Source organism: Nitrosomonas nitrosa (assembly GCF_003051105.1).
Classification (GTDB): domain Bacteria; phylum Pseudomonadota; class Gammaproteobacteria; order Burkholderiales; family Nitrosomonadaceae; genus Nitrosomonas; species Nitrosomonas nitrosa.
Genome location: NZ_QAOO01000002.1, coordinates 1 through 22,517, shown reverse-complemented (window position 1 = coordinate 22,517; position 22,517 = coordinate 1). Strand labels below are relative to the sequence as shown.

The 22,517-nt window shown below is 49.0% G+C and carries 21 protein-coding genes; 9 read left to right on the top strand and 12 right to left on the bottom strand.

Annotated features, from left to right (window positions below):
* Window positions 1-37: 37 nt before the first annotated feature.
* The 7 genes from C8R30_RS01120 to C8R30_RS01090 all read right to left on the bottom strand — a co-directional run bounded on the left by C8R30_RS01120 (window position 38) and on the right by C8R30_RS01090 (window position 12,291).
* Window positions 38-1,651 (bottom strand): long-chain-fatty-acid--CoA ligase, encoded by a 1,614-nt coding sequence (locus C8R30_RS01120; protein ID WP_107789335.1) that lies wholly within the window; start codon window positions 1,649-1,651, stop codon window positions 38-40.
* Between the two features lie 62 nt (window positions 1,652-1,713).
* Window positions 1,714-4,827, bottom strand: a complete 3,114-nt coding sequence (locus C8R30_RS01115) for an efflux RND transporter permease subunit (protein ID WP_107789334.1) — start codon at window positions 4,825-4,827, stop codon at window positions 1,714-1,716.
* Window positions 4,824-6,071, bottom strand: a complete 1,248-nt coding sequence (locus C8R30_RS01110) for an efflux RND transporter periplasmic adaptor subunit (protein ID WP_107789333.1) — start codon at window positions 6,069-6,071, stop codon at window positions 4,824-4,826. Before C8R30_RS01110 ends, C8R30_RS01115 begins: the two co-directional genes overlap by 4 nt.
* 45 nt (window positions 6,072-6,116) lie before the next feature.
* A complete protein-coding gene (locus C8R30_RS01105) occupies window positions 6,117-7,484 on the bottom strand; it encodes an efflux transporter outer membrane subunit (protein WP_258191901.1) in 1,368 nt (455 codons plus the stop codon).
* Between the two features lie 86 nt (window positions 7,485-7,570).
* Entirely contained in the window at window positions 7,571-9,808 is a 2,238-nt protein-coding gene (locus tag C8R30_RS01100) for a TonB-dependent siderophore receptor (RefSeq protein WP_239654158.1), read from the bottom strand.
* A gap of 40 nt (window positions 9,809-9,848) precedes the next feature.
* The gene (locus tag C8R30_RS01095) at window positions 9,849-11,159 is read right to left on the bottom strand and encodes a lysine N(6)-hydroxylase/L-ornithine N(5)-oxygenase family protein (RefSeq protein WP_090669702.1); all 1,311 of its coding nucleotides are present in this window, start codon (window positions 11,157-11,159) and stop codon (window positions 9,849-9,851) included.
* Between the two features lie 10 nt (window positions 11,160-11,169).
* Window positions 11,170-12,291 carry a GNAT family N-acetyltransferase gene (locus tag C8R30_RS01090; RefSeq protein WP_239654157.1) on the bottom strand — a complete coding sequence of 374 codons (1,122 nt, stop codon included), beginning with the start codon at window positions 12,289-12,291 and terminating at the stop codon, window positions 11,170-11,172.
* Between the two features lie 281 nt (window positions 12,292-12,572).
* On the opposite strand from C8R30_RS01090, the gene C8R30_RS01085 reads away from it, so the two are divergent.
* The 7 genes from C8R30_RS01085 (at window position 12,573) to C8R30_RS16335 (ending at window position 18,821) form a co-directional block, all read left to right on the top strand.
* Window positions 12,573-14,243, top strand: a complete 1,671-nt coding sequence (locus C8R30_RS01085) for a cyclic peptide export ABC transporter (RefSeq protein ID WP_107789332.1) — start codon at window positions 12,573-12,575, stop codon at window positions 14,241-14,243.
* A 4-nt stretch (window positions 14,244-14,247) separates the two neighbouring features.
* On the top strand, window positions 14,248-15,513 hold the full coding sequence (locus C8R30_RS01080) for a PepSY-associated TM helix domain-containing protein (RefSeq protein ID WP_090669708.1): 1,266 nt from the start codon (window positions 14,248-14,250) through the stop codon (window positions 15,511-15,513).
* Window positions 15,514-16,334: 821 nt separating this feature from the next.
* The gene (locus C8R30_RS16750) at window positions 16,335-16,439 is read left to right on the top strand and encodes a helix-turn-helix domain-containing protein (RefSeq protein ID WP_476703506.1); all 105 of its coding nucleotides are present in this window, start codon (window positions 16,335-16,337) and stop codon (window positions 16,437-16,439) included.
* Between the two features lie 707 nt (window positions 16,440-17,146).
* Entirely contained in the window at window positions 17,147-17,518 is a 372-nt protein-coding gene (locus C8R30_RS01070) for a plasmid mobilization protein (RefSeq protein WP_107784412.1), read from the top strand.
* Between the two features lie 75 nt (window positions 17,519-17,593).
* Window positions 17,594-18,388: a relaxase/mobilization nuclease domain-containing protein gene (locus C8R30_RS01065; RefSeq protein ID WP_107789331.1), complete on the top strand. Its 795-nt coding sequence runs from the start codon at window positions 17,594-17,596 to the stop codon at window positions 18,386-18,388.
* A 3-nt stretch (window positions 18,389-18,391) separates the two neighbouring features.
* Entirely contained in the window at window positions 18,392-18,622 is a 231-nt protein-coding gene (locus C8R30_RS01060) for a hypothetical protein (RefSeq protein ID WP_107789330.1), read from the top strand.
* Between the two features lie 67 nt (window positions 18,623-18,689).
* Entirely contained in the window at window positions 18,690-18,821 is a 132-nt protein-coding gene (locus C8R30_RS16335) for a hypothetical protein (protein ID WP_258191900.1), read from the top strand.
* Window positions 18,822-18,835: 14 nt separating this feature from the next.
* Here C8R30_RS16335 and C8R30_RS01055 read toward each other — a convergent pair whose 3' ends face one another.
* The 4 genes from C8R30_RS01055 to cas1c form a co-directional block, all read right to left on the bottom strand.
* Window positions 18,836-19,138, bottom strand: coding sequence for a helix-turn-helix domain-containing protein (locus C8R30_RS01055; protein WP_090669726.1), 303 nt, complete (start codon window positions 19,136-19,138; stop codon window positions 18,836-18,838).
* Entirely contained in the window at window positions 19,128-19,460 is a 333-nt protein-coding gene (locus C8R30_RS01050; protein WP_107789329.1) for a type II toxin-antitoxin system RelE/ParE family toxin, read from the bottom strand. The genes C8R30_RS01055 and C8R30_RS01050 overlap by 11 nt, the downstream gene beginning before the upstream one ends.
* 449 nt (window positions 19,461-19,909) lie before the next feature.
* Window positions 19,910-20,200: a CRISPR-associated endonuclease Cas2 gene (cas2, locus tag C8R30_RS01045; protein ID WP_107789328.1), complete on the bottom strand. Its 291-nt coding sequence runs from the start codon at window positions 20,198-20,200 to the stop codon at window positions 19,910-19,912.
* A 2-nt stretch (window positions 20,201-20,202) separates the two neighbouring features.
* On the bottom strand, window positions 20,203-21,237 hold the full coding sequence (gene cas1c / locus C8R30_RS01040; protein WP_107789327.1) for a type I-C CRISPR-associated endonuclease Cas1c: 1,035 nt from the start codon (window positions 21,235-21,237) through the stop codon (window positions 20,203-20,205).
* Between the two features lie 49 nt (window positions 21,238-21,286).
* Between cas1c and C8R30_RS01035 the strand changes: the two genes are divergently transcribed.
* Window positions 21,287-21,604, top strand: a complete 318-nt coding sequence (locus tag C8R30_RS01035; RefSeq protein WP_107789326.1) for a ribbon-helix-helix protein, CopG family — start codon at window positions 21,287-21,289, stop codon at window positions 21,602-21,604.
* Window positions 21,592-21,966, top strand: a complete 375-nt coding sequence (locus C8R30_RS01030) for a type II toxin-antitoxin system PemK/MazF family toxin (RefSeq protein ID WP_219908805.1) — start codon at window positions 21,592-21,594, stop codon at window positions 21,964-21,966. Before C8R30_RS01035 ends, C8R30_RS01030 begins: the two co-directional genes overlap by 13 nt.
* Here the strand turns inward: C8R30_RS01030 and cas4 are convergent.
* Entirely contained in the window at window positions 21,950-22,489 is a 540-nt protein-coding gene (cas4, locus tag C8R30_RS01025) for a CRISPR-associated protein Cas4 (RefSeq protein ID WP_107789325.1), read from the bottom strand. The genes C8R30_RS01030 and cas4 overlap by 17 nt on opposite strands.
* Window positions 22,490-22,517 lie beyond the last annotated feature (28 nt).

Here is a 22,517-nt window from a genome sequence, read left to right as displayed (position 1 = left end):
TATATGCCGGGTTACCGTAGCCCAAATAAGGTCAGTATCAATTGGCAGTCGCATGCTCGGCTCGCAAGGCTTTTTTATCTATTTTCCCTACGCTGGTTTTGGCAATGGCATCAACCTGTTTGAAGTGGGTCAACAAGGCATGTTTTGCAAGCGTACCCCGCTCGACCGAGATACGCATCTGTTCTTGAGCGGCTGACGCATCAAAGAGCGTTTTATCCACGACCAACAAGGCCAGTGGACGCTCTCCCCAACGAGAATCCGGCATGCCGATAACGGCGACTTCCTTCACCCCCTCAACCGAGGCTAGCGCGTTCTCCACCTCTACCGACGAGACCCACTCTCCCGCTACTTTGATGATATCTTTCAAGCGGTCAGTGATACGCAGGTAACCATTGGGATCGATTGCCCCCATGTCCTGAGTATGCAAATAATCGCCATGCCACAGTGCTGTGCTGGCTTCGGGATTTTCAAGATAACCCTGCGTCAGCCAAGGTGCACGCACGACGATCTCTCCATTGCTTTGCCCATCGCGCATTTGCGGACGCATCGTTTCATCGACGATTTGCAAATCCACCAGCGGAATCGCACGTCCTGCACAACATAGTGTGGCAAGTGCATCATCGGGTAGCGTTTCTGACGCGTCACCTGCCTCGCTCAATTGCGCCAACGTCAATATCGGAGCCGTTTCGGATAAACCATAGCCAGCAAAGCAATCCACTCCCATTGCCAATGCTTGTTTGGCTAATGCTTGCGGCAAAGCCGACCCGCCGACAACAACCTTCCAATCGCTGAGATCCACACCGTCTTTTTGCGCAGCGACCAATATCATTCTCAACAAGGTGGGCACACAGTGCGAAAACGTAACCTGTTCCTCACGGATGAGTTTCAGCAGCATCTCCGGTGCATAACGGCCCGGATAGACTTGTTTGACGCCCAACAAGGTCGCAATATAGGGTATGCCCCAGGCATGCACATGAAACATCGGGGTTACTGGCATATAAACATCGCCACCATGCAGCCGTTGCCGTGCAGCGGGCGCAGTCAAGGCCATGCCAGCCGCAAGCGTATGCAGCACCAATTGCCTGTGCGTGTAATAAACGCCTTTCGGCACACCCGTCGTGCCGGTGGTATAAAAAACGGTTGCCCGCACATGCTCGTCGAAATCTGCGAAAGCAAACTCATTGGGGTAAGCCGCCAACCAGCTTTCATACTCATCATCCAGTGATAGAGAAGATTGCGGGATGGCTCCCTCATCCGTCATTAAAATTATTTTTTTAATACCGTGCAACGCTGCGCGTATCTCTTCAATGATCGGAATGAAATCGGCATGCACGAATAACATGGATGCGCGCGAGTGATTCAAGGTATAGGCAATCTGAGCGGGGGTGAGTTTGGTGTTGACCGTCATCAGAGTTGCGCCATACATCGGGATGAAGAAATAGCATTCGAGATAGCGATGACTATCGTGATCCATCACCGCGATCACTTCGCCTTGCCGGACGCATGCTACAGCCAATGCGGCAGCGCCCTGGTTGATCCGCTCATATACTTGACGATAACTCAAGCGTAATCGGTCACGATAAATAATTTCCTGTTCGGATGCATTCGCTAGCGGCGTATGCCAGAGCTGTTTCAAAAGTAAGGGATACACTGCTTTTTTCCTTTCATTAAAATAAAAGCGTAACGCCTATGTCTTCCTATCATTTTTCTTATCTATTTCTGTCTGGATGCGGATATTTCTTGCAGAATCATGCAAGTTATCGGCACTAACAACAACGTGATCAGTGTCGAGAACAAAATGCCAAACGCAAGCGTTGCCGCCATCGGCATGAGTTTCTCGGCATCGGAGCTTTGCGCATGGATCAGCGGAAGCAAACCAACAAACGTGGTTAAAGTCGTCAGAAAAATAGGCCGGAAGCGCGCTTTGCCTGCCTGAATCACCGATCTGTAGATCGATCTGTTTTTTTGTAAAGATTGATTGATTTGGGCCACCAGGATCAAGCTAGCATTGATTACGATCCCTCCCACGGCAAACATGGCCACATATGATTCCAGCGCCAATGGAATATTCAGTAACAGATGGCCCAGTACCGCCCCGATAAAACCAAAGGGTATAGCGAGCATAATCACGAGCGGCTGCGTATAGGAACGCAGCGGTACCGCCAATAGCGCGTAAATGGCAAATAACGCCAGCGCGCCATAACCCCAGAGATTCGACATTGTCTCCTCCTGCTTTTGCCGAGTCTGGCCAGGTTCGATCTTAAGTCCTGGGTAGTATGCTTCGAGCTCAGGAATGACGCGCGCATGCAGATCAGCAAGAATCGTTTCAACGCTCGCCTGCGTCTTGTGAACTTCCGCGCTGATCAATTGTATGCGTTCACGGTTCTGCCGGGTGATACTGGCAAAACCCGGTGTATATTCAGCTTCAGCCACCGTAGCGAATGGAACAAAGTTACCGTTGGCCAGCTTGATCGGCATGCGCTGCAAATCATCCAGAGAGCGGCGATGTTCGGCAGGAAAACGCAACATGACTCTGATTTCATTCCGTTCCAGAAAAAATCGCTGAACCTCTAGCCCAAGAAAACCACTGCGCACCTGCTCACCCAAGCTTTGTATCGTCAAGCCGTAAAACGCCGCTTCGGGTTTCAGCCTGAGGTTCAACTCAGGTTTACCCATTTGCATGGAGCCGGTCACACTGTGCACCCCGGCATAAGCCGCCAGCTTGGCTCTGAGTAGCTCCCCTGCTGCGCTTTGCACTGCGATGTCGGGGGCAGTCAGTTTCAATTCTATCGCTTTGGCGGACTGGGCAGAAGGAATCCCGAGATTTCTGGGCCAGAAAGTTTGAAAGGACAGCGTCGCACCTGCGGGGAGTTCGCCGAAACGCGCCTGCCATTGCCGTTGAATGTAATCCATGCGGGAGCGGATACGCTCGTCAATCGCAATTTCAATATCGACAAAGCCGGCATTATCGTCACTCACAGCGATAATATGCTGGAAACTGTCTTTTATTTCGCTTGCAGTATCGATGCCGAGCTCATCGTTCAATTCCAGCCGTATTTCATTGGCAATACGCTCCAAGCGCATTATGTGGTAGTCAACCTCCTCGAATGGCGTACCAGGTGGGAATTGGAGAAACGCAAACAAGTAATAATCGTTCACCGGCATATCCATGACACTTTGCACGCGCCCGGAAACGACCAGCGCAGAGGTGATCAGCAGCAAAATGGCAAATACCGATAACGTGATATAGCGACAGCGCAGCAATATTTTGAGCAATGGAACGTATAGCCGATCGATTAACCCGTGCAAACCCTTATCAACTTTTTGCCGGAGCGCATCGAAAGCGGTGGTCAATCGATTTGGCCGTGAAGTGGTGTGATTATGTGTCGCTAAATGGGCCGGCAAGATCAACAGTGCTTCCAGCATAGAAAATGCCAGTGTCAGAATGACGACAGCGGAAATGTTATACATCAGATAACCGCTCAATCCAGGCAAAAAGATGCCGGGCACAAATGCGATCATGGTCGACAACACCATAATGATGACCATGGGCGCAACCTCGAGCGTGCCATTGATCGCGCCTGTCAGACCCGTATGTCCGCGTTGTTCGTGCGAGTAGATATTCTCACCCACTACGATAGCGTCGTCCACTACGATGCCCAGCACCAGAATCAACGCGGCAATCGAATAGGTATTCAATGAAATCCCCAGCATGGGCATCACCCAAAGCGCACCGAGCACCGATATCAGAATCCCGCAGCTGACCCAAAGCGCCAGGTAAAACCGCAACGTTAACGTCAATATCAGAAAGATTAGGCAAAACCCCGATACTGCGGAACTCATCAGCATCGACATGTTTTCCTGATAATACTTTGACCAATCATCCCAGGTGGTAATACCCATCCCATCAGGTAACTCGGAACGAAACGCTTCGATCACCTCATTCACGGCATTGACCGTCTTCACAATCTGGTCTTTTGACATGACAAAGATTTGGACAGCCGGCTTGCCGTCGATTCTTACCAATACATCTCTTTCATTGACCGTTTCACGTATCTGGGCAATATCGCCGAGCAATAAGCGTGCACCGTGCGGGTTGGGCCGCAAATTAATCGCCGCAAAATCTTCCATCGACATGGCTTGATTTTTACTTCGCAACAGTAACTTGCCGTCAGCTTTCTTGAGTTCTCCCGCAGGTATGTTATTGGAAGCAGCTCGAATCGCTTCGGCAATTTCCTCAAAAGTCAGGCCATATCGGCGTAAATCCATTTCCGTGATTTCAATGGCTACTTCATAGGGTAGCCGAGGCCAAGAAGACAACAGGCCGATATCGGGATGCTTGCTCAACATGGCCTGAAGCTGGTCACGTTGACGCATCAACGTCAGTAAGCCGACTTCACCGTGGACCGTTACGATGACCGCAGAAGCATCCGTTTTTCGTTCACGTATTTCGAGTTTCTCAGCACGCTCTGGAAAAACAGTGATCCGATCCATCCTGGCCTGCACAGCAGCTTGGAAGCGGGCAGCACCCATCGCGGGATCGAATTCAACGATGACTTCACATTCCGCCTGGTTGGCAATGGCATTGATATGCCGAATGCCTTCCAAGTCATGGATAGCCTCTTCAATTGGAATACACAGTGCTTGCTCCACCTCAGCTGGGCTCGCGCCAGGATAGGCTATTTCGATTTGCAGTTGATTTTGTGGAGCAGGTGGAACCGTATAGCGTTTTGAAAGTGATAGCCCCAGCAACCCAGCTGCAATAATGAGCAGCATCAGCAAGTTGGCGGCAATGGGGTTTCGGGCAAACCAAACGATCAATTTCATGGAAGGGCTGGCTTACCGATGGTTTGTGCTTGTTCCAGTGCTATTTGTTTGTCTATCTCCCGCGCAACCACCGGTACCACCTGCATCCCATCGACAGGATGAAGCAACCCAGAAACAAACACCCGCTCGCCCGCACTCAAACCTGCTTTGACGATGACCTGTTCGCGCGTTTTCCTGAATACCTCTACCCTATGAAAACGCAAGCGATCCTCCCGGTCAATGACAGCGACTCGATTATCCTTGAGCATTGCGCTTGCGGGCAGCACCACCAAACCGTCAAACCAGCGTCCTTCAATGATCGCTTCCACAAACAAACCAACCGGCAAAATGGTAGAAGGTGACTTGGCGCTGGAGGATGCCGGTTTGTTGGCGCCTAGAAGAAACGGATCGGGGATTTGAGCCACTACGACCACCATGCCGGTGTCTGGGTCGATCACGCCTTCACTCCGAACAATATGAGCCGACCAGGTGCGCTGCTGCCCTTGGTAATGTGCGGTTAGACTGACCGTTGCCCCTTTTGGGGCAGAGGCAGCGTTGACGTGCTCAGGAAAATCAATAAATGCCAATTCTTGCGTACTCAGCGGCAGGCGTACTTCAGCAAGATCGCTGTTATAAATTCGGCCCAATACCGCGCCACTGCTCAGGTATTGCCCCATGCCCACTTCTTTGCTGCGCACCCGGCCATTAAAGGGTGCGCGTATCTCCGTACGCTGCCGCAGTAATCGGGCATTCCTTAGTTCTTCCTGTTCGGCAACCAGTTTTGCCTTTTTTTCTTTCAGCTGGGGTATCCTGAGACTAAGCGGATTAGGCTCTCCCTGTCCCAGATATTGCCACTCGTCCTGGGCTTGCGCCGCTTCAGCTTCTTCCCGTGTCAGCTGGTATTGCGCTTCCATCACCCTCGCTTGGGCTTGTGCCACCCGCAGGTCATACTCTGCAGGATCGATCGAAACCAATAAATCCCCTTTTTTGAAAAAACCACCACTGACAAAAGCGGGTGATATTTTGATGATATTACCCGACACCCCGCTCACCAAATCGATTTCTGTTTGGGCCATCACGCGCCCTTGCGAGCGAACATCCATGCGTAACCGCTCGAACTTTACTTCGATGGCTTGAACGGTAGGAGGCTTCACGACCTCCTCCTGTTGCTCAGTTTGGGGAGGAGAAAAAATGATGGCCGATGCCGCCAAAATACCCGCAAACGCGACCAATAATGCGATAAATAACTGACGTCGTGCCTTCATAAAAGACCGAGGACCGGATTCTGATAAACCCTCATGGCTTCCTCCTTACACGTTGCCACCGAGGGCTAAATACAGATTGATACGATTGCTGAGTAATTGCCGAGTGACTGACAAATACGCACTCTGGGCACTGAGTGTACTGCGGTAACTATCGAGTAAGGTGAGGATGCCGATTAAACCATTGCGGTAAGAATAAATAGCGAGCGCCTGGCTTGCTTCGGTTTGCTCAACGGCTTTTCTGAGCGATGCCTCTTGTTGCCGTAGCCATTCTTCTGCTGCCAATGCCTGTTCGACCTCGCGAAAAGCATTCAATGCGGTATTTTTGTAAAAATTCAACACTTCCTCCACGCGTGCCTGGTTACGCAAGATCTCGCCCTGAATACGCCCGCCGGTAAACAACGGCTGCATGAGTCCAGCAAAAACATTCCAGGCTGCTGCCCTGGGATCGATCAATTCGGTTAAATCGCTACTGCGTGTACCGCCAGCGGCTGTTAAGGTAATACGCGGCAAGCGTAGCTTTTCTGAGCTCGCTACCCGTAAATCGGCGGCCTGCAAGCGGCTAAACACAGCGACCAGATCCGGACGGCGTTCCAATAGCTGTGAAGGTAATCCCGCAGGAATCTGCGCAGGCAAGGGCGGCAGAGAGGAAACGTTCAATTCCTTCCCCATGGGATAATTCCCCAGCAAAATTTCCAAACGCCGCGTAATTGTCTGAATACTATTGTTGATTTGTTTGAGTTGCGCCTCTGCATTGGCCAAATCGGTGAGTGCCAGGCGTAAATCGAGCCCTCGCACCAGACCATGCTGAAAACGGCCCCGCACGAGATTGGCGATAATCGTGCGATCTTCGATCGACTGTTCGATCACGGCCGCCTGCAGCTTAGCTTCAACCAATTCAAAATAACTCTGTGCAACCCGTGCGGCCAGCGATAAGCGCGCACCGTAGTAGTCGGCTGCCATTGCATCCGCTTCCAACAGCGACGCTTGCCGGAAGTCGCGTATCCGCCCCCAGACGTCGAGCTCCCAGCTCAAGCCAAATAAAGCTTCAAATACGCCAAACCTCGAGGCGCCAAAACCCGCCTCACGGATTTTTACTTGCTCGTGATCGGCCGTAAAGAAAAGCTGTGGCCAGCGCCCTGACCCATCGATACGCGCTTGGGCAATTGCCGCATCGACCCGTGCAGACGCTGACTTCAGCTCATAATTATTTGCAAGCGCGTGATCGACCAGGGCACGTAAATGAGCATCGCCAAACGCATCCACCCACTGATCCGGTGCAGCTGGATTCGACCCCTGCCCTGCTGTCCATTGAGCAGGAATCGCCGTACCTACTTCTTGCGCCTGCCGCTGCGGGAGCATATTGCATCCTGTAATAATAAGCAATAATGCTATCCAAAGCAGAAACTTAATCACCTCAACCCAACCAAATTTGGTTAGCAAACGTGTCCAGTGTCCAGCAAGCTCCCTACCAATGGTTAAAAAGCCACTGCAGCAATCCACTAGAATCTGAATTTCAAGGTTCCTAAGACTGTTCGTTGTATCCCCGGATAGGCTAGGCCACTAGGAGAAGAATAGGATAGATATCGATTATTAAATATATTGCTCGCATTGACGATAAACATCCAAGGCCCATGATCGTAGCGAAGCATGGCGTCAAACAGAGTAAAAGAAGGCGTCGTGCTGGTATTCTCCATATCATTGAAAATTCTACCCACGTGGCGCACCCCGGCACCGATCCCGAAGCCTTGTAACCAGCTTACCCCCAAACTTCCCAGGGAATAATCCAACCAGTGCGAAGTCATGGTCGTGGGCACCTGGGTCGGCATATTTCCCTTATCAACATCTCCACTTTTAGTAACGGTAACATCGTGATAGGTAAACGTTCCGATATAGTTCAAGCCTCGCAGCAACTCCGCTCTCGCTTCCAACTCCACACCGCGTGAGCCGACTTCACCGGTTTGCCTGCTGCGGAAAAGGGGATCATTCGGATCGGGTGTAGGTACATTGGTTTTGGTCAAGTCAAAAAAGGCCAGAGTATACAAGCTTCTTCCCCCAACAGGCTGGTATTTGACACCCACTTCGTATTGCTCGCCACGGGTTGGCTTGAAGGGGTTATTGCTGGAATCAAATCCGGGTATGGGTAAAAATGATTGTGAATAGCTCACATAGGGCGCAATCCCATTTGAGAAAAGATAAGTCAGACCAGCCCGCCCCGTATAAGCGTCGCTTCTAATCTTGCCACGGGTAGCGCTTAAATAATCGACATCCGTTGAATCGACCCGATCGTAACGACCGCTCAACGTCAGAAGCCAGTTCTCGCCATATCTGATCTGATCTTGCAGATAGACGCCAAGCTGATTGATCTCTTGTTTAGCATGGATATCCAAGGAACTCGGTTTTGGAATCGGTATACCATACACCGGATTAAATACATCAATGCCAGGCGCATCCCCTGAAAAAAACTTCAGAGAAGCATTCGTCACGTTCCAGTCAACGCCAAAAAGGGCCGTGTGATTGAGCGGGCCGGTATTGACCCTAGCTTGAATATGCGTATCGATCACCGTTTGCGTCAATCGCTCTTTGGTCGAAATCGCCGAACGATTCATCAAGGTAGGGATAGCGGTGTCAAAACCCGCGCGAAACATTTCATTGAAGTTGCCATCTTGCTGCATATGGCGAAAATTCTGCCTTGCAGTGAAAATCTCGTTAAAGTGGTGCTCGATCTGATAGCCAAAAGAGGATTGATTGGTTGCATATTTAACGAATTTTGAATCTGCCAGTACCACATTGGTACGCATACCCTCTGGCGTAAGGAGAAAGAAAGGCGAGGCTTCCGCACGGTTGTTGAGTACTTCTCCCAACAACGTGATCGTGGTATCAGCGGTGGGACGCCAGGTCACAGAGGGCGCAATATAAAAGCGTCTGAGTCCAGCACGGTCTCCCCCCGTGTTCGGATAGCGCACCTGCGTATCAGAATCGAGCCCCAACGTCACTAGACGAAACATCAAGGTGCGATCGTCATTGGCAAAACCCAAGTCAGCGGCAACCCGTTTCCGGTCAAAATTGCCATATTGCAATTCGATCTCCCGATACGGATCTGCATTGGGGCGTTTGGTGATGCGATTCACGATACCGCCCGCGTCACCACGACCAAAGGTCACTGAAGTAGGACCGCGTAGCACATCGACCCGTTCCAGGCCATACGTTTCGGTAATAAAGGAATTAAAATACAATCCTTGCCCGGCCATGCTCAAGCCGTCGCGAAAGAGAGAAGTCGTGAGTCCCTGAAAACCACGTAAAAGCAGATATTCGTAGCCACGCCCTTCAAACCCCCATTGATCAACGGCTACCCCCGGAGTATAGCGCAAGGCTTCACTCATATCCTGGACACCTCGTGCATCGAGCTCATTACGTGTCACAACAGAAATCGACTGCGGTACCTCGATAAGCGGCGTATCGGTTTTAGTACCCGAACTACTGCTCTTAGCTGCATAACCCGCGGTCGCGGCCTTGATGGTCATGGCGGGTAATACAGTGATACCCGATTGCTTTGAGCTAGCTTCGCTTGACTCTGACGTAGTCTGCGTTTGCTGATCTTTAGATTCGGCCGGTTTATTGGTATTTTGTGATTGAGCGTAACCGTTGAACGATGCTGACAATACAGAAAAATGCAGACCGAGTAACAGTATTAATTTCTTAGGATTGATCTTTTTCCTCTTTTTTAAGGTATTTTTCATGATAAGTTGAATAATTACAGTTAGAAAAAATTGGCGCTGCCTAATAAGCGAATGCTGAAGGCATCGCCCTTTTCAGTTGTGCCGAAGTTGTTTGATTGCTGGTGTTAATAAGGGCTTGTGCTATTTCGTGAGTCCGCACGGCGGTCACCGAAAGCAAGGTATCGCTCAAGCCATGACTCGATTCACAAGCGCCTTGCAGAAACACCGATGGCTTGAACTGCGCCACGCTATTCAAGCGATACTGTCGATCTACCTGCATATCTCTGAAATAGGGCATGATTGGTGCCAACAATAATTTGTGATAATCGCGGTTGTAACCCGTCGCCAGCACCACCGCATCGTAGGTTGCCGTGCGATCTTGCTCTGTATTCAAATCATGCAGAACAAATTGAATGCCATCATTCTGGGAAACTGCTTGCTTGACTTCATGACGCCGTAAGAAACGATGCCGCTCGATACCGGCGACTTTTTGCCGATAAAACACATTGAAAATTTGTTCGATCAAAACCAGATCGGGAGCGGCATAATTGGTATGCCAGAATTCATTGAGGATTTCTGTGCGCTGCTGATCTGAACTATTGAATACATAATCGGTAAAATCGGTATTGAAGATCTCATTGACGAAAGGACTATCATCCGAAGGTTTGATGGCACGTGCACGCATGATCAAATCGACCTGTGCCTTATCCTTTTCATAGCGATGATGCAGATCCATAAAAATCTCGGCTGCGCTCTGTCCGCCCCCTACCACTGCAATCTTTTTTGCGTGCGGATGATGTTTAATTTCTTTTAGATAGTTATTGGAATGAAAAACACGCGGATCCCCTTTTAGCGGCGCAAAACTTTCGGGAATTCTTGGTTGCCCACCGATGCTGATCACCAGATTACGGGTCAAGCGTTCATGGACTACTTGCTCCCGATTACGCGAACGGATACGCAGCAGTGCAACTTCATCGCCCCGCTTTTCGGGCAAGACCTCGATGACTTCTTCACCATACGCGCAGCAGTGATCAAAGTGGGATGCGGCCCATGTCAAATAATCATTGAATTCGTGTCGGCTCGGAAAAAAAGTCTTGAGATTGATAAAATCTTGCAGCCGATTTTTTTGATGCAGGTAATTGATAAACGTGAAGTGGCTCGATGGATTGCGCATCGTGGCAAGATCCTTAAGGAAAGAAACTTGCATGTGCGCGTTATCGAGCAGCATGTTGGCATGCCAAGCAAAATTAGGTTGTTTCTCGATGAAAAAAGACTCGATACCATAGCCTGATTGCTTTTGTTCTTCCAAGGTAATAGCAAGTGCAATATTGGATGGACCAAAGCCAATACCGATCAAATCGTAAATTTTCATGACAAATTCCTCAGGACAAAGAAACAGAATGGGGAGATAGTGTGTTACGTGGCACCCAAAGTCGCTCAGCAAAAAAACGTTCTCTTAGCAACATGCCCAGCATGGCGCGTTTATGGGGAAAATCGAATTCCTTGAGATGTGCATAACCGCACTGGGCAAGATTTCGGAGCATCTTGCTATTGTCAGAGCGGGGTTCGATGACGATACGTTGGGTTCTGTCGTCATCGAGAAAAAGATAATGGGAAATAGATGGCAACCAAGCGGTTACGAAAGGCTTGCCACGGAAATGCGACTCTCCAATCAAAACATGCCAGCCACGGTCGAAATCGTCGACATCATAGTAAGGCGCGATCCGATTTTCTTTTGCCCAATATATCTCGAAGTAACCAAACGGCTCATCATCCAAGCAACTGATCAGGCTGATGACGTGCGGATCGGCCTGGATGCCTTCCAAATAAGCGCGGTGCTGAGCAAGATCACCTGTTTCTTGCCAGAAAGCCGCCACGACGGGATCGTTCATCCAGCGATTGAACCGGACTAAATCAGAGTCGATGTCGACGGTTCGAAATGACAAGGTGCGGCCCAACCAAGCGATAAAGCGTCGATAGACAGTCCCTGCAGGTTTAGGTGGGCGCAATGGATGACGCCGGCCATGACTGATGACGAGATAAAGTGGGTAAGCTTGTGGCCGAGTGCCCGTATGCCAAACCCTGGCTTGTTGCCAGAACAATTCGGCATGGACGATGAAGCTTCCATCACTGGTTTTTACCAGCACACCTGAATCATACGATTCGGCAATCAATTGCTTGGGTACTGATACAAAGATTTTCGTTTGATGGGGAAAGTGAGTAAAAGCCGCTTCCAATGCCGCCAAAAAGGTGGCCATCGTAGGTCGCTCAGGAGACTTTGAATGCGCTTCACGCCATTCCAGCCTTAACTCATTAAATTGCTGGGATAAATGCCAAATAGATTGTTTGCCGATTTCATCAGCTTGCAAGCTCAGTTGGGCTTGAGCACCGGAATAAATGGTGCGATAACAAGACTTGTCCGGGTATGAAAGCATGTTCACCGGGGTAGATGAACATGCACTCGGCAACGCACAAGATTGCTCGCTTATTCGATAAGGCTCCATTCGTCTCCAACAAAAAATTAAAGAGTGATATGCTTGTTTAAGATTTAAGACGAATGAGAAGTATTATTGTTTATAATTTTTAAATGACCAGGACCTTCAAAGCAGATGACACGATTTATCAAACGATAAGACTGTATCTATCATATTGATAAATCTGATCTCATTTTCTGGTATGTAACAAAAAGCAAGGGGGTCGTCGGGGGAAAGGCAAGACGATAGCGAAGTAAATTTTTATCCTTGCTATTCGTCTCTATCATATAGTTCACTTTATTGGATCATTCATGCTGAAGTACCTTATCAAACAATCCAAGCCGTTACTGTTAAGTGCATCGTTTGTAAGCATATTGCATGGAATGGGCAGCGTCTATTTACTTGCCCAAATCAGCGCTGCGCTGACAACCGATCAATTCGATCGGGGACAGGCCGCGCTGACTTTTGCAGTAACCGCCCTGTGTGTGATGTTTGGCTACATGATCGGTGCGATTCTCTTTGAACGGCTAGGACAGCGCGCGCAATCTGATTTGCGCAGCTTTATCGCGCAAAGAGTCATTCAAGCTGATTACCGGCAGCTTGAGCAATTAGGCGCAGCGCGGGTTCAATCCGCTCTTTCGGAACATTGCACACGGGTCGCCGAATTTTTTGTAAGTTTTCCTATCATTCTCACCAATGCCATTATCGTATTGGGTTGCTTAGCCTACTTGGCTTTACTGTCCTGGCAGGTCTTTCTATTGGCGGTGCTGGTCATAGGATTTGGCTCCGTGGGCTATCATCTCGCACATTTGCGCGCCATACGGCATCTCGATATCGCTGCAAAAGAACAAGACAATTTATTTGCTTATTTTCGCTCGCTCACCGATGGCGCAAAGGAATTACGCCTCAACTGTGACAAACGCACCACTTTTTTTGATGGCGTACTGAAACGGTCAATCGAACGAGTGCGTAAAGAGCGCACCTTCGGCATGTCTATTTTTGTGGCTTCGGCTAGCTGGGGTAATTTTCTGATCTACGCTTTCATTGGCATGGTACTGTTCCTGCTGGTTGGCGATGTACCGGACCGGGCATTGATCATGACCGGCTATGCTTTGGTTTTCGTATATATGGTAGGCCCGCTCGAGGCGCTGCTGTTGAACATTCCGCGCGCCAATCTGGCGCAAGTTTCAGCCAGGCGGATTGAAGAAATCACACAGGCAATGCGTTCTTCTGAGCCGCAGGTGGAGAACGTCGAGTTACCACCACTGAAATCGATTGTGTTGCACGGCGTGGTGCATCGTTATTATCATGAACAGAAAGATGAAATGTTCACGTTAGGCCCGATTGATTTGCAGTTCCAGCCAGGAGAAATCACCTTTCTGATTGGCGGCAATGGCAGTGGCAAAACGACTTTGGCAAAATTACTCGTAGGGCTCTACCCACCGGAAGAAGGCAGCATCACGCTCAATGACCAAACCATCGATGATGCAAACCGTGATTATTACCGACAGTTTTTTACCACGATTTTTTCTGATTTCCATCTCTTCGATCGGTTGCTTGAAGGAAATCATGACAACCAACTGGATCAAAAAGGCAACGCGCTATTAACCAAACTGCATTTGCAGCATAAGGTGAAAGTCGAAAATGGCGCATTTAGCACACTCACGCTGTCACAAGGTCAACGCAAACGACTGGCTTTAGTGGTGGCTTATCTGGAGAATCGCCCCTTTCTGGTATTTGATGAATGGGCGGCGGATCAGGATCCGGTTTTCAAGGAGATTTTCTATCACGAACTATTGCCAGAGTTACGCGCCATGGGCAAAGCCGTGTTGGTAATTTCGCATGATGATCGTTACTTTCATCTCGCTGATCGCCTTATTCGCATGGAGAATGGTCAATTAATCTTCGATCCCGCAGCATTACCCACAACTCAATCCACAAAAGCGCTTTCCTCCCTGATTGTGGCAAACAGCGTAGCATGACGTTATGACAAAACACATCGAACCCGACATCCTTGCAGACAATGGACAACTTGACAAGCCACTGAGTCAATCCAGAACAAGCCGTCAATTCCTCACCCTATTACATCGCTGGGCCGGATTATTACTGGCCGTGTTCCTGTTCATTGCTGGATTAACAGGCGCAATCATCTCATGGGATCATGAGCTCGATGAATGGCTCAATCCCCATTTATTCAAGAGACAAAGCGAAGGCGAACCCGTTTCTCCCTTCATTCTTGCCGATCAATTGGAGGCATCTGATCCGAAGCTGCTTATCACTTGGCTACCGTTATCGCTGGAATCAGATGAAAATTTAGGGTTAGGCGTAACCGGACGCCTCGATCCTACGACGGGCAAAGCATTTGATTTACCTTTCAATCAAATCGCACTCGATCCAGTGAATGGAGAAATCCGCGGTGCACGAATGTGGGGCGATATTTCACTCAGCCGTGAAAATTTCATACCTTTCTTATACAAGCTGCACTACAGCATGCATATCCCGGATGCATTCGGGTTGGAATTAGGTATTGTGTTGATGGGCATTCTGGCAATCGTATGGACAATCGATTGTTTCATCGCGTTGTGGATTTCATTTCCCCATCTCCAAGCATGGCGTAAATCATTTGCTTTCCGCTGGCAGCAAGGCGGCTACAAACTGAATTTCGATCTGCACCGCTCCGGCGGTGTGTGGCTATGGGGATTATTATTGATACTGGCGGTAACCGCTATCTCGATGAACCTCAAGCAGGAGATCATGCGCCCACTCGTCTCAGTCTTCTCCACGCTCACCCCTGATCCTTTTGCACTGCGTACACCCAACCCTCATGACGAACCGATCGAGCCAGCGATCACACGGCAAGAAATCATTCAACTTGCTCGCATGGAAGCACAGAAAAGGAACTGGCCCGCCCCACCCGGCGGCATGTTTTACGAACCAGAGTATGGAATTTATGGCGTAACATTCCATGAACCAGGGCAAGATCATGCTAACTTTGGCCTTGGCAACCCATGGCTTTATTACGATGGACAAACCGGCGCTTATTTAGGCGAGCGTATCCCTGGCGATGGCAGCGCAGGTGATATCTTCCTTCAAGCGCAGTTTCCACTCCACTCCGGCCGCATCCTTGGCTTGCCGGGCCGCATCCTGGTTTCCTTGCTAGGACTGGCAGTCGCCACACTTTCTGTGACCGGGGTAATTATTTGGCAAAGGAAGCGCTGGGCGCGAGCGAAAATGATCAATAACCATCTCTAAATCCCTTTGATTAAGCACAAAACAAAAATTACAGGCGCAAGACCATATTGCGCTCTGAGAACACTTCTTCTCGTAAGCAGATGAACAACCTTGCGCGCACCGCAAAAATGCTGCTTTCTCAATGACTTCTTCAAGGCGCGTTACTACCGGCTTAAACACGTTGATGCATTGCAAATGCAAAGCCCTGTAATGTAAATAAAATGTGTACATTATAGGGTTGAAGGGATCAAGTTTTGATACTCGATCAGCACGTTTTGGCCTGGTCAAGTTTTATAATGTCGTGAGTGGGTCAATTTAACATTGCCGGCTACATAAATTTGATCACTGGACTATATCAAGTATAGAATCATAGTATTAGATTGATTCAAACAGGACATTATTCAAATGTATGATTTTATAGACATTACCATTTATAGTTTAATTGCATTAGTTGCGGGGTTTATTCTTGCGCAGAAATTTTCTAAAAAATAAGTCATTTTAATCAAGGCTAAAAAAATGGAATATTGCACCCCATAGAATGCCTTCTAAAACTGGATAATTAACCAATAACGGCCTTACTGCAATCAATGGTGTCGATCGTGGCGATTGGGGAAGGATGACAAAAGTCACACAAATACCTCCAAAAGCTAAAAGCCATCTCAATCCTTAGCTACACTATGGCATTCAACTGATCCAGACTCACCCTCGCTAATCGCTATACTCGGAATTACTAAAATCGGTAAAGCAAATGGTTGCAAAAGAAGGCCATGTAGTGATGTCCCCCGTTATCTCTGCACGCAAGAAATTGGGTCTTTCGTAAACTGAATTTGCCAAGCAGTTGAGTGTGTCAGTACGAACCCCTTCAGGAACGGGAACAAGGCCGCCGTCAACCCAGTGGCACAGCTAAAACCCTGATTGCCATTGCTGAGCGCCGCCTGATGTTTTGAAAGAAATTGCTTTATCGTAATTGGCCCTTAGCAGACCATAGCCCATCAAATATGGTCTGTAAAAAGATTAAAGCATAGTCGTTTCTATTTTCGATCCATCTCTAAAATGCAATCGATTGACCCTTCCTGCATAACAGACAATCGAGTTTAATTCGTTCTATCAAGTAACATGCTGAATAATAACCAAGCAAAGCCCGTATATCTGTTTTAAGCTTTCACAGAAAAATTAATAAAAAGCTTCCTATCACCAAGAGTTGACGCTCTACCCGTTAAAAGAGTCAAGCGGCAATGCCAAATAAAGCGAAAATTAGTAGCAAATTACACGAAAAGTTACAGGGAAATATACACAAAAGCCACAATAGGGTTATTTTTCTGTGAGTGTCCCATGTGCGCCCCACAAATAAAAAACGGCGAAGGCTATTAATCCTAAACCGCTGATTTTAATGGTGCAGAAAACCGGAGAACTCTCGAACCAGATTTTCTCGATTTTACAGGACTGGAATGAAAGTTTGAAAGGCTCGCCATTGGATATTTATCCGCATCCCGAACCGTAGAATAAACCATAAAAATCCATCACTGACAGCGATGCGTCGATGAACCGGCGCATCGCTGTTTTCGTATTCCAAATTCATTTTTCGTTTTTTATCGCTTCCGTTGCCCGGCGGGCGGAAGCCGGGTGTGTATTGTTCAAGCAAAGGAGTTATTGAATGCCCGAACACACACCAAAACAAACCTCGCCTTTTTGCCTGCGCCTGACACCGGAGGAACGTGCTCAACTTGAACGTGAAGCCGCCGGTCTGCCATTAGGCGAATATGTCCGTCAGCGTGTTTTCGACGAAAACCGTATCAAACGCCGCACGCGGAACAAACATACGGTCAAGGATCACCAGATTCTCAGTCAGCTTCTGGACAAACTGGGTCGCTCGCGACTCTCGAATAATCTGAATCAACTCGCCAAAGCCGCCAATAGCGGTTTATTAATTCTTACCCCTGAAGTTAAAACGGCGCTTTTGAACGCCTGCGCCGATATCCGCAATATCCGCGAAACCCTCATGAAATCCCTCGGTCTGGATAAATAGTATCTATGATCATCATCGCTTCCCAGCGCGGCCAAGCCGGCTGCGCACCCGCTGAACGACTGGGATAACGATCATGTGGAATTGCACGAGATTAGCGGCTTTTTATCCGATACGCTGGATGGCGCTTTACAGGAAGCCCGCGCCCAGTCGATGCGCACGCGCTGCGACCAGTATTTGTTTTCCGTCAGTTTGAATCCGCCGGAGACGGAAAAAGTCGATATATCCGTTTTCGAGCAGGCGATCAGCCGGATCGAAGAGCGCATGCATTTGCAGGATCAGCCCCGCGTCATTGTCTTTCATGAAAAAGAAGGAAGGCGCCATGCGCATTGCGTCTGGTCGCGCATCGATACGAAAGCAATGAAAGCGGTCAATCTGCCGTTCTATAAAAACAGGCTCATGGAAATTTCCAGGGAAATCCATCTGGAACAGGGTTGGAAACTGCCTGCCGGTCTGATCGAGCGCGGACAAAGTAATCCGCTCAATTTTACGCGGGCGCAATGGGAGCACGCCAAACGGCTGGATGGTGATCCCAGGTTAATCAAAGCTGCCTTGAAAGAATGCTGGGTGGTTTCGGACAGCCAGAAAGCATTCGAACGCGCTCTGGAACAGCGCGGCTATACGCTTGCCAAGGGCGACCGGCGTGGATTTGTTGCCGTGGATTGGCGCGGAGAAGTCTATTCTTTGTCGAAATGGCTGGATGTCAAAACCAGAGCGCTCAAGGAGCGGCTCGGCGATCCAGCGCAATTGCCAACCGTTACCGACACAATCGCAAAAACCGACAAACGGCTTATGGAGCGCATGCGAAGCTTCACCGCAGAGATCAGGCAAACCAGCCGCGCCCGTCTGGAACCGTTACTGGAACAGAAATAGCGCATGAAAATGCGGCACCGGGATGAGCGGCAAAATCTTGCCGATACACAAAAACAGCGCTGGCAGCAGGAAAGCGCAGACCGGCAAGCGAGATTGAACAAGGGAATCCGGGGTTTATGGGATCGCCTGACCGGACAGCACAGCCGCACCAAGAATCAGAATGAACGCGAAGCCTGGCAGGCGTTGTTACGCGACAGGCAGCAGCGGGAAAGTTTAGTCAAGCGGCCGGCCTGAGGAACGCCAGGCGCTGCAACGAAATATCACCCATGTCCGGCATGAACGGAACCAAGAGATCGAGCATTTGAAAACGATGATCTTTTCCGCATTGCCGCCGGAGATGAAAGCCCGGCCTCAGGAACAGTTCGAGCAACGGCAAGCACGGTGGAACACCCCGTCACAGCGGCAGAATCAAGATTTCGATTTGTCGATGTAACTTTGATTACGACCTTAGTGTGTACGTGGTTCGAATTCGATTTTGACCGAATAGCCCAGAACGCGGGCATAATGCTCGACCGTGGCCAGTCTTGGTGAAATGCTCGAATTCAGACTTTCCAGCCGAGAGATGTTACTTTTCTTAGTGCCCAGCAAAGCCGCCATCTGTTCCTGCGTCACGCCTGCGCGTTTGCGTAAGGCTATCATCTGGCGTTTCATCTCGAATGCGGTGGAAAGCGCATCGTATTCGGCTTTGACCTCCGGGTCTTTCAACGCCGTTTGTTTGAATGTGTCGAATGTTGGCCGTTTATGTGTCATCGCTTTGTACCTCTTTCAATCGTTTCTGCGCCGTTTCCATCTGGCGCTTGGGGATTTTGTTCCCCTTTTTGATCACCGTCATGAGAATGACGATTTCCTTGTTTTTGACGGTGCAAAATACCGAACGGGAAATGCCTTCGTGCCCCTTGGCCCGGATTTCAAATAATCCCCGGCCCAGCGGTGCGGTGTGAGGCCGTCCAAGATCAGGGCCGAACTCCTGGATTAATTCCGCAATGCGCAGGAAATTGGCAAGAATACCCGGCGGCAGCCTCAGGGTTTCCGCTTCGACCTTCTCGTTAAAGAACGTGATCGTCCATGCCATAACCAAAGTTATCGAACATGATAACAATTGTCAAGTCCGTTAATACCCAGCAGAAAGACGCACCCATGAACAAAACGTTCTTCCGAAAGGAAAAGCGGATACCGCTGTTTCTTGTCCCAAAGGTGCGCAAACGCCATGTGCCACTGATCTATAAAGATCATGAAACGGCATGGAAACTATTTGCCGAAGGGGCGCTCAGGAACAAGGTGTTTCACGACGATGTGTTAAACCGGGGCAGCAGATGCCGTAGCGTGAGAGCTGGGCGCTACAGTACAACTACAACTTCATCATACATCAGTGAAAATTGGTGTAAATGCGCGAACTGATGATTATCAGATCCTTTTATAGGATTAGGCGTAAGGACGTCGTATGAAATATGCCTCAATTTCATAGAGTTAGGTGTGGCGCGAACCTCCCGCGATTTTTCAGTTGCTTTATGTTCGCGCAATTCAGATAACGAGTGGGCCATCGAAATCGACCGATTTGAAATTACCATATTCTTTCACATGCAATTCAAAAGGCTCAGTTAGACGATACAAGCGGAGATTATCTTCTTCTTCATTAATTTCGGCTAATAATCGCCGCTCCAGTTCTTCGAATTGCATCAGATTGACTTTACATTCAAATACCGATTTTTGGACGCGCTGACCATGCCCCTCACATACTTTGGCGACACGCCGTAGTCTTTTCCGGCCTTCCCTGGTTTCAGTCGAAACATCATAAGTTACGATAATCAGCATGTTTACCTCACCACGAAAGGAATGTAATCATCCATGTCGCCTCGAATGGTACGAGACAAAAAACGTGCCTGAAGCTGGGGCAGTATTCCAAACGGTACTTTAGAATCTAGTAATGGATGGGTAATTTCTTCGTGCTTACGTTCCTGGTAGGCAATGACTACAATTTTCCTGGCATCATCCTGAAGATAAACCGCCCCACCTTCCCGTTCCTGCAGATCTCGCTCAGTAATCTGGCCACGATTGATCAATGTCAGCGCAAGCCGATCTGCCAGAATCGAACGAAACTCTTCCATCAAATCTAGCGCCAGTGCTGCTCGACCAGGACGCACGCTATGCAGGAAACCCAACTGTGGATCAAGCCCCACGCTTTCTATCGCCGAGCGGCAATCATTCATTACCATAGAATAAAGAAAGGACAATAATGCATTGAAACGATCACGCGGTGGCCGTCTCGATCGCCCATTCATGGTAAAAAATGTACGAATATCGCGGCGTACCAAATAAGGTAAAGCAGAGAAATAAACTTTAGCTGCATCACCCTCTATTCCGCGCACGCGGTCTAGCGTGTCGGTACCGGGCAGATTACGAATTGCAATAGCCAAATATTTTGCTGCACTACTCAATTCACGCTGATCATCCTCGTCCGATGCTTCACGTGCACCTCGCAATAACACCTGTCGGCAATTACGCAACTTTCCGGCAATCACCCCTTGGGCAATCGCCAGTGCGAATTGCTCATCGGCTGCTTTTCGATATTGCGCCTGGCGTAGCAAAATGTTTCCACTAACCGCACTTTCCAATCTTGCTTTAAAACGGCCATTGCTATCAAGCAACACAAAATTAATGCCATCATCAGCACAACGATGCATTAAAGCCGGAGAAATCATGATATTACCAAAGCAAACAACCGCGCCCAGGTGATGCAATGGCACTTGCAGCCTTTTTTCTCGCTCTATATCTATACGTAACGTATTGTTCTCCAAATGAGCATAGGCATTGGGCGTCATGATATAGAGCGTGTTGAGAATCTGATACATTTTGTATTACAATTTATATAACATTTTGTAGTTTATTAGAGGGTACAACATGGCAATGCTCAATATCCGGCTAACTGATCAAATCGAACGACAACTTTCCGAAGAGGCCCAGCGAGAAAATAAAACTCGCTCCGAGATCGTACGTGATGCGCTTACCTGGTATCTCACAGAAATCGAGAAAAAACGTTTCATGGATCAGCTCCTGGAAGAGGCACGGCAAGCATATGCAGACAAAAACATCCTGCAGGAAGCAAAAGAAATCGCCGAGGAATTCCTGCCATTCGAAAATGAAGTACTGGATAGCATAGAAGACCAGATATCCGACAATTTGCGGCACAAAGAGACCAGTGAAAAATGGTGGAAGTAATCCAACGAGGCGAGATTTGGGTCGCCAACCTGAATCCACCGCGCGGTCAGGAAATCAGCAAAATCCGACCTGTTCTGGTTTTCCAAGATAACGCACTTACTGCTATCGGCACACCCATGATTATCATCCTGCCGATGACGACACAAGTTTATCCGTCTTTCAAACAATGGCGGATTACCGTGACAGCTCGAAACCGTTTGCTGAGGGATTGCCAGGTCATCGTAGATCAGCCACGAACTCTCGACCGTACCCGATTCGGCGAAGGACCTTTGGCCACGCTCAGCACAGCAGAAATGGAAGCTGTCGAACACGCTTTTCTCGGTGTTTGCGGTATGCTTCATTACGCTATTCATCCACGGTGAATAAATCGGCCAATATTTCCCGCTGGTGGCTTTTATCCGCCAAAGCTTCAGGCTGGCAAATCTCTTTCAAAGAGCACTCCTTGCAGCGTGCATCGTTCACAGGCGGCGGTAATTTTTGGGAATCCAGCAAGGCGCGCACTGCTTTAACAGTTTCTTCCACCTGTTGACGCAGTGATGGCGTAATGGCGACCTCACGACGGCGACGGGAAGAATGTTGATAGATCGCGCCGTGCGTCACTGATTTACCAGTCATTTCCTCAAGGCACATTGCCTGGGCTGCAAGTTGAATTTCGTCATGGATCTTTGCGCGTTTTTTACCGTGCTTGTATTCCACCGGATAAATCCGCCCATCTGGATAGAACTCAACCACATCACATTTCCCGATCAAACCTAGTCGCTCTGACCACACGGGCAAGGCATGTTCACTGCGTACACCTTCAAACGATTCAGAACCCGGTCGAGTCACCCGAAGGAACTTCCCCCTCAGGTGCTCACAGAACCGTACGTGAACCTCTCGATTCATACGGCTCTTCCTATCCAGTCAATTTACT

What these genes read in the sequence shown, in the direction of transcription:
- C8R30_RS01115 (WP_107789334.1), bottom strand. Translation starts at nt 4,827, where the DNA reads ATGAAATTGATCGTTTGGTTTGCCCGAAACCCCATTGCCGCCAACTTG.
- C8R30_RS01110 (WP_107789333.1), bottom strand. Translation starts at nt 6,071, where the DNA reads ATGAAGGCACGACGTCAGTTATTTATCGCATTATTGGTCGCGTTTGCG.
- C8R30_RS01100 (WP_239654158.1), bottom strand. Translation starts at nt 9,808, where the DNA reads ATGAAAAATACCTTAAAAAAGAGGAAAAAGATCAATCCTAAGAAATTA.
- C8R30_RS01095 (WP_090669702.1), bottom strand. Translation starts at nt 11,159, where the DNA reads ATGAAAATTTACGATTTGATCGGTATTGGCTTTGGTCCATCCAATATT.
- C8R30_RS01090 (WP_239654157.1), bottom strand. Translation starts at nt 12,291, where the DNA reads ATGGAGCCTTATCGAATAAGCGAGCAATCTTGTGCGTTGCCGAGTGCA.
- C8R30_RS01085 (WP_107789332.1), top strand. Translation starts at nt 12,573, where the DNA reads ATGCTGAAGTACCTTATCAAACAATCCAAGCCGTTACTGTTAAGTGCA.
- C8R30_RS01080 (WP_090669708.1), top strand. Translation starts at nt 14,248, where the DNA reads ATGACAAAACACATCGAACCCGACATCCTTGCAGACAATGGACAACTT.
- C8R30_RS01070 (WP_107784412.1), top strand. Translation starts at nt 17,147, where the DNA reads ATGCCCGAACACACACCAAAACAAACCTCGCCTTTTTGCCTGCGCCTG.
- C8R30_RS01060 (WP_107789330.1), top strand. Translation starts at nt 18,392, where the DNA reads ATGAAAATGCGGCACCGGGATGAGCGGCAAAATCTTGCCGATACACAA.
- C8R30_RS01055 (WP_090669726.1), bottom strand. Translation starts at nt 19,138, where the DNA reads ATGACACATAAACGGCCAACATTCGACACATTCAAACAAACGGCGTTG.
- C8R30_RS01050 (WP_107789329.1), bottom strand. Translation starts at nt 19,460, where the DNA reads ATGGCATGGACGATCACGTTCTTTAACGAGAAGGTCGAAGCGGAAACC.
- cas2 (WP_107789328.1), bottom strand. Translation starts at nt 20,200, where the DNA reads ATGCTGATTATCGTAACTTATGATGTTTCGACTGAAACCAGGGAAGGC.
- cas1c (WP_107789327.1), bottom strand. Translation starts at nt 21,237, where the DNA reads ATGTATCAGATTCTCAACACGCTCTATATCATGACGCCCAATGCCTAT.
- C8R30_RS01035 (WP_107789326.1), top strand. Translation starts at nt 21,287, where the DNA reads ATGGCAATGCTCAATATCCGGCTAACTGATCAAATCGAACGACAACTT.
- C8R30_RS01030 (WP_219908805.1), top strand. Translation starts at nt 21,592, where the DNA reads ATGGTGGAAGTAATCCAACGAGGCGAGATTTGGGTCGCCAACCTGAAT.
- cas4 (WP_107789325.1), bottom strand. Translation starts at nt 22,489, where the DNA reads ATGAATCGAGAGGTTCACGTACGGTTCTGTGAGCACCTGAGGGGGAAG.